This window comes from Sulfitobacter sediminis, assembly GCF_040811725.1.
Taxonomy (GTDB): Bacteria; Pseudomonadota; Alphaproteobacteria; order Rhodobacterales; family Rhodobacteraceae; genus Sulfitobacter; species Sulfitobacter sediminis.
The window spans coordinates 16,684-28,195 of sequence record NZ_JBFNXX010000030.1 but is presented as its reverse complement, the minus strand read 5'-3'; the positions used below and the strand labels follow the sequence as shown (position 1 = coordinate 28,195).

The window sequence follows — 11,512 nt, the reverse complement described above, 5'->3', positions numbered from 1 at the left end:
CTCAAAGGAATTCCTGAAGAGTGGCCGTTGTACAAATTGGTGAGCTGAAGATTTCTTGAGCGTCAGTTTTGTCCTGCTTCTGAGACATCGATCTTGTCCGCAACGAATGGCCGAAGTTAGTAAGAGCTGTCGTTGTGCGCAAAAGCGGACTTTGCCGCGCCGCGAGCTAGGCATGAATGACTGCTGACGGCGACTTTGAGGTCATCCGATAGAAAGACTCGGATGTCTCAGAAGAGCCCGAAGCTGACCGCTTGCATCATTCGTTCCACATGCCAGGATTGCTGCCCATGCGTGGATGTGAACAGAGGAACATTGATGAGAACCTGCCTGTTGAACACCAAAGACGGGGAAGAATTGGTCTACAATGTAACTGGCACAGGCCGACCGGTTCTACTCATTCATGGGGTTAGCATGTGGTCAGATATGTGGACCCAGAACGGAGTTGCTGGGAAACTCGGCGATTGGGCCAAAGTTATTGCTCCTGACTTGCGTGGGCATGGACACAGCAGCCGTCCACACAACCCTTCAAGCTATGGGTTGAAGCTCGTAGAGGACCAGCTGCAAGTCCTCGATGCCGAGGCAGCTGAGACCGTTGACGTTATTGGCTTCTCACTTGGAGCTGAAATAGCCCTCAAATTGGCGACGATAGCTCCTTCACGTGTTTCTTCACTTTTTTTGATTGGCACAGGATGGACGCGCGATGATGGGATGGACCGATATCGGGAATTCGCCGAGTGGGCTCGCGAAAATGGAGCAGGCATGACCCCTAATCCGGACTACGATGCTTTTGACGCACTCGTGGATGGGATGCCCGAAATCATCTGCCTGGCCCAAGAAAAATTAGAAAAAATTGGTGTGCGCTGCGCCGGTGTGGTCGGAGGAAATGATCCACATCTCCCAGACCTAGAAGCGTTAGTTGGAGTTATCCCGGGTTTTGTGCTTGATAAGTTGGTAGAGGTTCCTCACGAAACGTCTTGGCGACACCTTTCCATCCCTGAGCGCATCCAAACGTTTCTGGACGATGTGAAATCCTGACGCTCAAAGTCCGTTTGGTCCGCTACTCAAACACGGCTGCTGTTCAGACAAAAGTCAGGTTCTCGCGAACACCGTCGTTCCGACGCCAAAGCGGCCGTTGTCCAAGTGCCGACGGCAGCTAAGCATTGCATCCTAGCGTGAGCGCAGGTGTGGCTTCTTACAGTCGTCATATCCAGATGACATGCAGACGCGGGCGCGTGCCTTGGCTTCTGCTACCTGCACCAGTGTCATGCTTTTCTTCAACTCTGCTCGTCTGAATGAGGCCATGGGGTCACCAACTGCACTCGCGATATTGAACCACATGTGGGCTGAGACGAAATCCTTCGGTACGCCCTGCCCCCGTCTGTATATTTCTCCAAGCTTGCTCTGTGACCAACCATGGCTCTGTTTGGCAGCGACCGTGTACCAACGGATTGCCTCCATGTAGTCCTGTGGAGCGCCCAGGCCCTTTTCGTACATCTGCCCAAGAAAAGCCTGCGCCCTTGCGTCGCCCTTGTCGGCCGCGGCCTTGTACCAACGAATTGCCTCAGAGTAATCCTGTGGCACACCAAAGCCATGCTCATAAGCATATCCAAGGCTGCATTGCGATGCAGGATGGCCCTGCTCAGCAAGGGAGTGCCAGTTGTTCAACGCGGTCCGGTAATCGCCAGCGTTATATGCTGCTAAGCTTGCGCTATAGTCTAGAACAGGCTCCTGGGCTTCAGAAGGTGCCGCCAACATCAACTTTAGAGCAAATATCGCGATCCAAGAGTTCTTGAGCACAGGTTACCCCACCACCTTATCTTGGTGACCCTATCAGCCAATTGGGCGCGGTCAAACTGCTGCTGAGCCCTACGCGCTGATCGGAGGAAATCGGTATGCGTTTTGAATGGAAATAGAGGCGAGCGCCTAGCAGACATGCCCAGATATCGGGAGGCAGGTAGCCACACCCGTAGGACCCATTCTAGGCCTCTTGGGTAGCCGAGAGGCCCAATAGGGAACCCAGGTAGGTTCACAGGCAAGACCAGGGAGATGGAATGATGCCCAAGACCGGACATCTGACAAAAACGCTCAGATGGCCGGAGAGAGTCCGAAGCCGCCACTAAGACTGCGCTTGCTGCCGGTCGGTGTTGCTTCGACTAGCTATGTTTCGGAGATGGGTTGATCGATCTGCCTTCTAAAGCGTTCTTGGATTTCCGCCAATTCCTCGATCGCAGCCCTGATATCGGAGCTGTTGAGCACATTTACCTCGACATGCTTCCCAATATGAGACAGTTCCCGCCCTTGTCTCTTTAGAGCGGTTTCTGCAAGTCCATTGATCTGGAAGTATCGGACGTCTCGCGCAAAACCCTTTGGCGTGAATTCGCCCTTCGGTTCACTGATCACGTGCCTACCAATCAGGGAAAGGGTGTTCTGATCTGCCAGTATTGAGTCGGGTGCAGCCATATCCTGCAGTCGGGCGGCCAAGTTTACAGGGCTGCCAAGGGCTGTGTACTCCAGGCGCTGATCAGAACCAAAGTTACCCACCGTGCAATAGCCTGTGGCGATCCCCATGCGGACCTGTAAATCATTGGGAATACCGCTTTTTTTCCAGTAGCTTTGCAGCGAGGCGATGCGCTCTTGCATCTTCAGAGCCATCTCGACGCATCTCATCGCATCTTCGGCTTCACCTTGCGTTTCGGGATCCCCAAAGAACACCAAGACCGCATCACCGATAAATTTGTCGATCGTTCCACCATACTCCAGCGCGACATTCGTCATTTCTGAGAGGTAAGAGTTGATAACCGTTGCCAAACGCTCAGGCTCCAGCGTATCGCTCAGATCGGTAAACCGAACGATATCTGAAAAGAAGATGGTCAAGTTCTTTCGTGTGTGTGTGTGGGACTTGTCCTCTGTTTCGGAAAAGATACTACTGTAGATCTGTGGAGACAGGTATTTTGCCAGCCTATTGGCCAGATTCTCCAGCTGTTTGCTCTTTTCCTCTATTAGTTCACGGTCCTTGATTTTCTGAGCTAATAGCTCTTCGCGTTCACGACGAAGTGACCACTCTTCTGTTCGATCAACGAATTGGCCCTGTACACCGTTCAGGTAGGAGAAATCGCTATCCGTTGTGTGGGCTGAGAGCAGTGAAAAAATGCGCTGATTGCCGTTCACTGATATCTCAACCTTCGGAAGCAAAACCGATCCCTTGGCGGTCAGGTCTTCGCGGTACTGATCGATTTGTTTACCCGGCACGCCCAGTTGCTCGAGGACATCAGGCATCGAAGCGTTCGTTACGTTACCCAACACGGGGAAGAAACTGCGGAAATTCTCATTCACTCTTAGAATTTCGAGATCGCGGTTCGCAAAGTAAGCTGCAGTGATGGCATTCCGGAAATTGAAGAAGCTCAAATCCAGTATGGTTTTCTGGTTGAAAAACTGCTCTGCGTTCATTGCTGTACCACCTATTTGTCGACTGCGAGGTTTCGCTCTGAATGGCGTCGCCTGATTTGCGCCCGTTTTCCAGTAAATGCGCCCCAAGTTGTCACGCAGTACGGCACGCAATATGTCAGCAGCACTTTCCAGAGAGGAGGCATGCCTCCGGCCAAAAGAACGTCACCATGGTTTATGATTGTCAGAATCGTTCCGACGACAAGCGCGGTTAGAAGGGCCTTACGAGGTGTTCCGTCTCCGAAAAGCAGCCTTCGTAGCGACTGGTCGGTATCCTCGTTCGAGGCAATCATGGTACTTGTCCGGACGTAACGATGTGTGTGTTGCTGTCATCTTTCCACAAAAAGCGCAAAGTCACCAAGTTCTAAGCGCAAACGTCAAGAGTGAGCGGGCTGTCCGAGCAATCTTGTCAACTTGCTACCGATATGCCGTTTTGGTCCATATAACGGCATTTGCTCGGCTTGTGACAAACAGCGGCTTTGTCCACATCTGAGACCGGTGCGGCGATCGACCGGTTCTGCTCCGGCTCATTAAGTACGGTTCGAACGACCGCATTCGGGAAATTGGTCTACGCCGCAGCGACGTTCTAGTTCCTGGGCGGTCATCTGGACGAGAGGACTTGCCGCGGATGCATCCGTCCGGTTCGTCCGCTTCTGAGACATCGGACGCAGTCAAAAAGAGTGGCCGGTGTTGGCAAAGGCGGTCGTTGCAGCGCGAAAGCAGACGTTGCTGGGGCTCTAGCCGGTCATGAGTGGCCGCTGACGGCAGCTTTCCGGTCATCTGATGAAAAGACTCGGATGTCACAGAAGAGCCCTGAGCCGACCTCAATCCTGCAATTTGCTATGTCCGGATTGTGACGTTAGTGGAAGTGGACGCCTGCATCCACTCCGATGCTCTGCCCTGTGGTCGTGCGCGACTTGCAGAAATAAACGACTTGAGAAGCGACATCGTCAATGTCGGTAAAGCTCTTCAAGGCGGCCCTTTCCTGCCACACATCGTAGGCTGCATTGTCGCCACCCGGCTTGGGACCGCCACCTCCCAACGCAGTTTCTACCATCAACCCCGGTGCAACACAGTTTACAGTAACATCCGGCGCCAAAGCTGCGGCCAAGAACCGCGTGAGGGGAATGACTGCTGCCTTGCTGGGAGCAAATATTCGATCCTGATACCAGTCACCATGGCCGAGCGTAGAACCAATATTCACCACGCGGCCCCACTTCGAGGCACGCAGGTGAGCCGCGGCAGCACGGGCGACAAGATAGGGCCCCTTCACATTCACTGTCATCATTTCGTCCCAGATTTCCGGGGTGAATGCATCGAGATCACCGAGTTCAATCGAGTGCCCACCTGAAGCAATTGCTGCGTTGTTTACGACAATGTCCAGCGATCCCAGATCAGCGACGACTTTAGATATGGCACTTTCAATTGAAACCGGGTCAGTTTGGTTCAGTTGGATGGTGAGCGCCGTTCCACCAGCAGCCTCAATGCGCTCCCTCACAGCTTCGGCCCGGTCTTTGCCTTGATGATAGCCTATCGCGACACGGACACCTTCGTTGGCGAGGAGGGTACAGATGCGGGAGCCAAGTCCACCGCTACCACCCGTGACAAAAGCTACCGCCCCAGAGATGTCCATATGAGGTTCCTTTTCCAACTTCTGGCGCAGGTTACATAACGGACGGATTAAAGTCACTTTGCGCTGCCTTGGCGGAGAAGGGGACATTGGATTTCCGAGTTCCAATGTCTCAAAGGTCCCCGATCTGAGACATCCCAGGCGTGCGCAGCGATCGACCGGTTTCCGCACTGCGGTCATTGGTGCGTCGACCCGTTGACACCGCCGCCCGAAGCGGACGTCGCCTGGAAGGCACAGCACACCAAGCTTGGAGTTAATCTACTTTCAACTCGTTGTAGGAGAGCATTACGTGTTCTCGGAAGGCGGGCCGTTCGGCGAGACGTTTGTAATAGGCTTGCACATTCGGCAAGTCGGCACGGCGTATCCCGATATCGTAATACCGAAAAAGAATGTGACCAAACTGTATGTCAGCAAGTGTGAGTTCGTCGCCTACGATAAAGGAACGCGTAGCAAGAGCAGTATCGGCAATTGCCAGCTTTTGTTCCAGAGCATCGACTGCCGACTGAATAGTTTTTTGATCGCGTTGCGCCATTGGAGTTCTCACGACACGCCAAAAGACGGGTACCGTGAAGGCCATAGCAACGTTGAGCTTGGCCCACTCTGCCCATCGATCAACGTCAGCCCGAGCGACCACATCACCGGGCCAAAAGCTATCACTGCCATACCTTGTTGCGAGATATCTACAGATTGCGCCGGTTTCCCAAAGCGGCCCGAGGTTCGGGTCCCTCAGCACAGGGATGGTACCGTTTGGGTTCATGGCGAGAAAGTCGTCACTATCAGTACCGCCATAGATACCTCCCGCGTCATGACGGACGTATTTCAAACCCAGCTCTCCGATGCACCACATCAGGGCCTGTACATTCGATGAAGTTTTCCGACCCCATACTTCCAACATGCCAAGTCACCCCATAAACTTTAAAGAGCTTGACGGGGCACGAACCCAAATTCAAGGACCGGTTCGTCCGCGTTGCAGTCGTTCGTGCAGACTGTGGCGAACGGCGGCTCGGAGCCCCTAGCCGACTACGGTCTTAAGCGCAGCATTCGAAACGATGGGCCGGAACCAGCCATTCTCCGCAGTCGCGTTATGAACTTTCGCACCTACGGGAAGCAGACATTCAACCTCAGAAATCCCGATTGCAGCTCCGGGTCTACGGCTTCGGGCCCGATTCGATCGTTCGAATACCCTTGGCAGGTGCTGTTCGGGGCACGGGATTCGGCACGATATTGCAGCGGTTCGTTGTCAAAAAACCGTTAAAGGGAAGGATTCCGCCCTGCAGCGCTTGTCAGACCTAGGGCAAGCGCACGACATGAAGGGCGTTGCTCCGCTGATCCGCGATGTGTCTTTTGACGCACTACTGGCGGACAAGGCGTTCGACACCGATTGGCTGCTCAAAGACCTTGATACCCGGGGCGCGACCGCCGTGATTCCGCCGAAGACCAACCGCAAATTCCAGCGCAACTACGACAAGGAAGTCTACAAGTGGCGGCATTTGGGCGAGAATTACTTCGCAAAGATAAAATAATTCAGAGGCATAGCTACACGCTACGACAAAACCGATTGCAGCTACGCCGCCTACTGGAACCTCATAGCAGCTTTGATCGCATCACGTTGATTGTCCAAGGACCCTAAAATTCCTTGCCAGTTGATCCATTTGGAGGAACACTTCCGGTGGATTGACTGGGCTCTGCGCCGCCCGTTGTTTAGATTTTTTCCGGAGTTGACCATGTGGGTCTCCTGCAAGCTGAAAGCTGACCGCACGCTTGAAGACATCGCGAAAGAATACAGAAACACGGATATTGGTGTCTTACTCAAGCATCCGAAGAACAAGATAGCGGCCAAGTCCTGTAAGGCGAAACAGCCGGTGCCGAAAGGCTCAGTAGTTTGGCTGTTGGACCCCAAGGCTAAGTGCTACCCCGTGAAAACGCCTAAGGGCATCGAGATCTACAACGAAAAGGAATGGAAGGCCTGCCAGCAGCAAAACGCCAAGAGCATGGACAAGACATTTCGGCGCGTGAAGATGGCGCACGACAACATTGCGTATCGCCATGACCTTCAGTTGGAAGTGAATGCCGAGTTCCCGTTTGTCGCCTTCTTCTCAAGCAATTGGGTGGGCTCTGAAGGAAACGAACCAACATCGGAACGCAAAGCCTCAGCCAATGCCGTCGCCAAGCTGGAAAAGGTGGTCAGAGCACGCAACATGGCCGTCTTTGAAGGCGCCTACGCGGATGCAAAGAGAAAGATTGAGATTTACCAACGGGCTCTACAGGGCTGGATAAAGCAGTTGACTGGGAGCGCTGAGAATTGGGAGACGGGATTGACCGTGGTGAAGGAAACTTCATTCTGGATCTTCGGAGCCTCTGCCATGACAGTTGCGGCCCCAGCAACCGGACTTGCGGCCGTGGGCTACGGCGCACTTGTGGGCGGCGGGACCAAGTTCATGGCCTCAACAGCCAATGAAGTCGGGCGTGCGCTCTCCGGATCGGAGGTCAACATGTCCCATTCCTCCAAGAAGGTGCTCCTCGATGTAGTCAACGGTGCGGCCTTCGGCGGTTTCACCGCAGGTCTGGGGAGACTCGTTTCGAGATCTCTGCTCGACAAATTCGCCGCGAAGCTGATCGACAAGAGGCTGGTCGTGAAACTCGGGAACCAGTTCCTTAAGCGTTGCTCTTGGTGGTCGAAACTAACGGACCGAGTCTATTTCGTCGCGATGAACTCAGCAAAAAAACAGGTGGCCAAGGAGTTCACTGGCCGCGCCGCAAAGGAAGTCCCGATCATGCTCAAGGGCGTGCCCACGCGGATCTTCGACCACATGGCAGCGGACGTGTTGGTGAAATTTGTCACAAGGCTTGGGCTTGGTGGGATCAGGAAAGCGATCGATCTGGCTTTTCTGAATGACCTGATTGCGAAAAAGGCCAAGGATTGGGCACGTGAAGAAGGGCTCAAAATGAAAGGCAAGGCCACAGAAGAACAAATTGCGAAGAAGATGGCAGAAGATCTGGCGGACGGCCCGATGCTGGACAGCATATTTGAGCACATTGTGCGCAACAACCAGGCGGCGATTGCTAAGGAAATTGAACAGGCCTACGCCGACGAAATGGTTTGCCGCGTGCGCGAGATACAGAAAAAGCAGAAATGAAAACCTGTGCCGTGGTGGAGCGTGTTCCGAGCGGAGTCGAAGCACTGATGTTGTCGTGGCGGCGCGCGAAAGGCTGCTTTGGGAACTCTGTGCCGCGGCACATAGACTGAACCCCAAGGGCAGCTCAGGGCCTCAGCCACCAGTTGACGTCGCGCTCTCGAAGGTCAGCTCCGTCCGCTTCTGAGACATCGAACGCAGGCAAAACGAGTGGCCGGTGTTGGCAAAGGCGGTCATTGCAGCGCGAAAGCGGACTTTGCCGTGCCGCGAGCTAGGCATGAATGACCGCTGACGGCGGCATTTAGTTCATCCGACAGAATGACTCGGATGTCTCAGAAGAGCCCGAAGTCGACGTTCAGCATTCCTCCTCCTTAATCAAAGAGCATTGCCATGTTTGACGCGCGCAGACCTGCCTTCCATTGGCATTTCGAATTCAGAAAGGATACGCTTTTCTGGCCTCTTCGTGAGCATCGCAAAGCATTTCGCACCTTGCCAGACCGATATCGCGCAATTGCTTGGCATCGAATTCGGGAGGACCAGCCAGCGGGTTGCGGCGGCAAGGGACAAAAGGGACACTTCGCCTATTATCTACCGTATACGTGTAAGAAGGTGTTTTTCCCCTATACGGTGGATAGTCTGTGTTTTGTCCCTTTTGTCCCTTAAACACGTTCAGGTTCCATTGAAGTCGGTCCAAGGGCGCAGTCTCAGCCCCCGCAGGCCACGAGAACCGTTGCTCTTGGCGTCCTCAAAGCCACGGGTGCGCAGTTCTTTCATCAGCGTTCGCTTGGCCCACGGGTGCAGCCCTTGGCGTTCACACCACTGAGTGAAGCGGCGGGCGACGTCATCCCCGTTCGTGAACGCTCCGACCTGCACCTCGGCCTCATCCTCGATGAATTGCGCAACAGTGTCCTCATCGTCGAAGTATTCCGCCGATGCCGCCGCGATGCTGGCCGGTACGTCCAAGCCCCGCTCCTGCCACGCCAGCGCGCCGTCTATGGCCCATCGAAGGATTGCCGGGGCTTCAGCTTGCAGCTTGTCAGGCAAGCCCGTGTCACGCTTCTCAGGCGGTATGGTGACGGTGAAGGGCACCAGGACAACGCGGGCACGGATTGCTTCGTCGACGCCTCTGAATGAGGGCATATTGTTCCCGGCAATCATCAGCGTGAGTTGCGGGTCAAAGTCGAAGAAGTTCTGACGCATTAGCCGCGCGGTCAGGCGGTCGCCGCCGGTAAGGTCTTTGATTGTGCTTTCGTCCCACGTCTTGCCCTTGGGCAGTTCTGAGGCAACGGCCAGCCGCGCGCCGTGCAAACCGGCAATCTCGGTCGGGTGGCGCTCGGTATTAGAATACAGGAAAGTGGCCGCGGGAACGCGTCGAGCATAGTCAGCAAGGACCTTCATCAGTGTGTTCAGGAACACGCTCTTTCCGTTGCGCCCGGTGCCGTAGAGAAACAGCAGCTTATGTTCGCGGGTTTCGCCGGTGAGTGCGTACCCCGCTGCGCGCTGCATGAAAGCGATCACGTCTTGGTCGCCATTGAAGATTTCACCAAGAAACGACAGCCATCGCTCAGGCCGAATGCCCGGTTCCGCCGGTGCGCAGGCGGTCAGCTTTGTTACCATGTCCTCTCGCCGCGCGGGGCGCAGTGTGCCAGTCCGCAGGTCAACGATGCCGCCCGGCGTGCCAAGCAACATCAGGTTTGCATCGAAGTCCTCGGCCGCGGCAACACTGGCCGGATTGGAACGGGCAAGGTCGGCAATGGCGGCAACAGTGCCCTTGCTGCGCAATGCGCGGCCTTGGTCTTTCGCCCATGTTTTTTCTTTCTCGACTTTGGCGCTCGCCCAGTCCGCCAATTCTTTGGCGCGTGTGCTTAAATAATCGCGAATTTCGGTCATGTGGTGCAAGCGCTCGTCCATCTCCCACCTTGTACCAGTCCAGAACAGCCATTTACCCCAAATGGCGACATGCTTGGCGTTCAGGTCCCAAGATCGTGCGCCCAGGTCACGGGTCAAAGCATCGTGTGACAGGTCGAATTCGTCGGGCGCGTTTGTGCGCGGTGTGCCGTCCGATGTATGCGCGCGACTTGCGGCCTCCCGCCACCCAAAGCTGGCTGGTGCCTCGCCCAGCTTGTTACAAAGCCAAAACGCCGCGTCCTTCGGTGTCTTGCCACCGAATTGCTCCACAACGTCAATAGCGGTCATTGGGACTTCATGTCCGAAGTCCTTAATGCCGTCTGGATGCAGGCTCAAATCTTCTTCAAGGTTGCGGCCAAGATCGACGGATTTGACGCGCCACGCGCCGGTAGCCTGTTTCGTCGCAGTCGGGAATAGCGAAGGAACCCAGCAATCTAGATCGGCCAGCGCGGCGGTGTTCACTTTGCGCCAAAACGGGCTTTCTGTGCTATCTGTTGCAATCTGCTTGGGTGCGGCCCGCGCGGACAGTTTTGCCAACGGTTTAGCGGGCTCCTCAGGCCCGTATGTCTCCTTTACCCATTGAACGAAGTCATCGATCTGGGCAGCGCTGACAAACGGCAACTGGCTCTTGACGCCCAGGAACTTGTCCAGCGGGTCAAGACCGTGCCACTTGTACGGCTCATCGGTGTCAGGGTGGATGCCATAGGCAATGAACTGCTGCCCTTGCGCAAGGACTTCGATCTTCTGGTCGGGGCCAAGAGCAGGTAGCTTCAAGACGATCTTGCGCGGCAGGTCACTTGCCACCAGGAACGCGGTCTTAGGCGCTTTTCCAGTGCGCTGCAGCCCGTCTTTGTGGCGTCTTTTCCATTCTGCGGTGATTGCTGCCGCTGCATCTGCGTCTGTCACGTCAAGGTCAACCAACGCGATGCCGTCTCCGGTCTTAATGCCCACATTTTGCTGACGCCGGAAGTCTTCCTCGGTGAAGTCAATCTCGGTCCAGCGGGGAATTTTCACAGTCTTGCCCAAACACGGCACCGGGCGGTATCCATTTAAGATCAACTGGCGCGCTACGTCTCGCGGGTCAAAACCGGCCAGATCGGCCTTACCTGTCTGAAAGGAAATATCGCTCAATAGCTTGCCCCCCAAATCAAAACCGCCAGACCATGAGCCTGCGCTTCGGTCAGGCCGTGAAGGCGATGGAGGTAGAGGATTTGCAACTTGTTCACGCGGCACCCCCTTTTCCAACCGGGGGTCACACGATAAGGCGTGCCAGTGTGGTGGCGCTTGGTTTCGCGATATGCTATTTTTAAGCTATTCGCCGCAGATGCATGGCGTTTTTTCCGACCCGGTTCCTGCCCCAACAGGTTCCGGGTCACTTGTTTTTTGTTCTCCATGA

The 11,512-nt window shown here is 55.0% G+C and carries 10 protein-coding genes; 3 read left to right on the top strand and 7 right to left on the bottom strand.

All coding sequences use genetic code 11. The annotated features are described in order from the left end of the window. Nucleotides 1-315 precede the first annotated feature (315 nt). Nucleotides 316-1,035 carry an alpha/beta fold hydrolase gene (locus AB2B41_RS21025; RefSeq protein WP_367879796.1) on the top strand — a complete coding sequence of 240 codons (720 nt, stop codon included), beginning with the start codon at nucleotides 316-318 and terminating at the stop codon, nucleotides 1,033-1,035. Between the two features lie 132 nt (nucleotides 1,036-1,167). Here the strand turns inward: AB2B41_RS21025 and AB2B41_RS21020 are convergent, their stop codons facing one another. From AB2B41_RS21020 to AB2B41_RS21000, 5 genes are all read right to left on the bottom strand, one after another. After that, nucleotides 1,168-1,797: a tetratricopeptide repeat protein gene (locus tag AB2B41_RS21020; protein WP_367879795.1), complete on the bottom strand. Its 630-nt coding sequence runs from the start codon at nucleotides 1,795-1,797 to the stop codon at nucleotides 1,168-1,170. A 360-nt stretch (nucleotides 1,798-2,157) separates the two neighbouring features. Next, complete coding sequence (locus AB2B41_RS21015; protein WP_367879794.1) at nucleotides 2,158-3,447, bottom strand: adenylate/guanylate cyclase domain-containing protein; 1,290 nt, start codon at nucleotides 3,445-3,447, stop codon at nucleotides 2,158-2,160. Between the two features lie 11 nt (nucleotides 3,448-3,458). After that, the gene (gene nrtS, locus AB2B41_RS21010; RefSeq protein ID WP_367879793.1) at nucleotides 3,459-3,737 is read right to left on the bottom strand and encodes a nitrate/nitrite transporter NrtS; all 279 of its coding nucleotides are present in this window, start codon (nucleotides 3,735-3,737) and stop codon (nucleotides 3,459-3,461) included. Between the two features lie 566 nt (nucleotides 3,738-4,303). After that, nucleotides 4,304-5,077 (bottom strand): SDR family NAD(P)-dependent oxidoreductase, encoded by a 774-nt coding sequence (locus AB2B41_RS21005; protein ID WP_367879792.1) that lies wholly within the window; start codon nucleotides 5,075-5,077, stop codon nucleotides 4,304-4,306. 250 nt (nucleotides 5,078-5,327) lie between these two features. Beyond that, the gene (locus AB2B41_RS21000; RefSeq protein WP_367879791.1) at nucleotides 5,328-5,969 is read right to left on the bottom strand and encodes a glutathione S-transferase family protein; all 642 of its coding nucleotides are present in this window, start codon (nucleotides 5,967-5,969) and stop codon (nucleotides 5,328-5,330) included. Between the two features lie 385 nt (nucleotides 5,970-6,354). Here AB2B41_RS21000 and AB2B41_RS20995 point away from each other — a divergent pair, with 385 nt between their 5' ends. Beyond that, entirely contained in the window at nucleotides 6,355-6,597 is a 243-nt protein-coding gene (locus AB2B41_RS20995; protein WP_367879790.1) for a transposase, read from the top strand. 90 nt (nucleotides 6,598-6,687) lie between these two features. Next, complete coding sequence (locus tag AB2B41_RS20990) at nucleotides 6,688-8,211, top strand: hypothetical protein (protein ID WP_367879789.1); 1,524 nt, start codon at nucleotides 6,688-6,690, stop codon at nucleotides 8,209-8,211. A gap of 666 nt (nucleotides 8,212-8,877) precedes the next feature. Here the strand turns inward: AB2B41_RS20990 and AB2B41_RS20985 are convergent. Both AB2B41_RS20985 and AB2B41_RS20980 read right to left on the bottom strand, forming a co-directional pair. Continuing rightward, a complete protein-coding gene (locus tag AB2B41_RS20985) occupies nucleotides 8,878-11,247 on the bottom strand; it encodes a phage/plasmid primase, P4 family (protein ID WP_367879788.1) in 2,370 nt (789 codons plus the stop codon). Then, on the bottom strand, nucleotides 11,244-11,510 hold the full coding sequence (locus tag AB2B41_RS20980; RefSeq protein ID WP_367879787.1) for a hypothetical protein: 267 nt from the start codon (nucleotides 11,508-11,510) through the stop codon (nucleotides 11,244-11,246). Before AB2B41_RS20980 ends, AB2B41_RS20985 begins: the two co-directional genes overlap by 4 nt. Between the last annotated feature and the right edge of the window lie 2 nt (nucleotides 11,511-11,512).

Excerpts from the sequence above, each read along its gene's own strand:
- AB2B41_RS21000 (WP_367879791.1), bottom strand. The coding sequence starts at position 5,969 with ATGTTGGAAGTATGGGGTCGGAAAACTTCATCGAATGTACAGGCCCTG.
- AB2B41_RS21025 (WP_367879796.1), top strand. The coding sequence starts at position 316 with ATGAGAACCTGCCTGTTGAACACCAAAGACGGGGAAGAATTGGTCTAC.
- AB2B41_RS21005 (WP_367879792.1), bottom strand. The coding sequence starts at position 5,077 with ATGGACATCTCTGGGGCGGTAGCTTTTGTCACGGGTGGTAGCGGTGGA.
- AB2B41_RS20980 (WP_367879787.1), bottom strand. The coding sequence starts at position 11,510 with ATGGAGAACAAAAAACAAGTGACCCGGAACCTGTTGGGGCAGGAACCG.
- nrtS (WP_367879793.1), bottom strand. The coding sequence starts at position 3,737 with ATGATTGCCTCGAACGAGGATACCGACCAGTCGCTACGAAGGCTGCTT.
- AB2B41_RS21015 (WP_367879794.1), bottom strand. The coding sequence starts at position 3,447 with ATGAACGCAGAGCAGTTTTTCAACCAGAAAACCATACTGGATTTGAGC.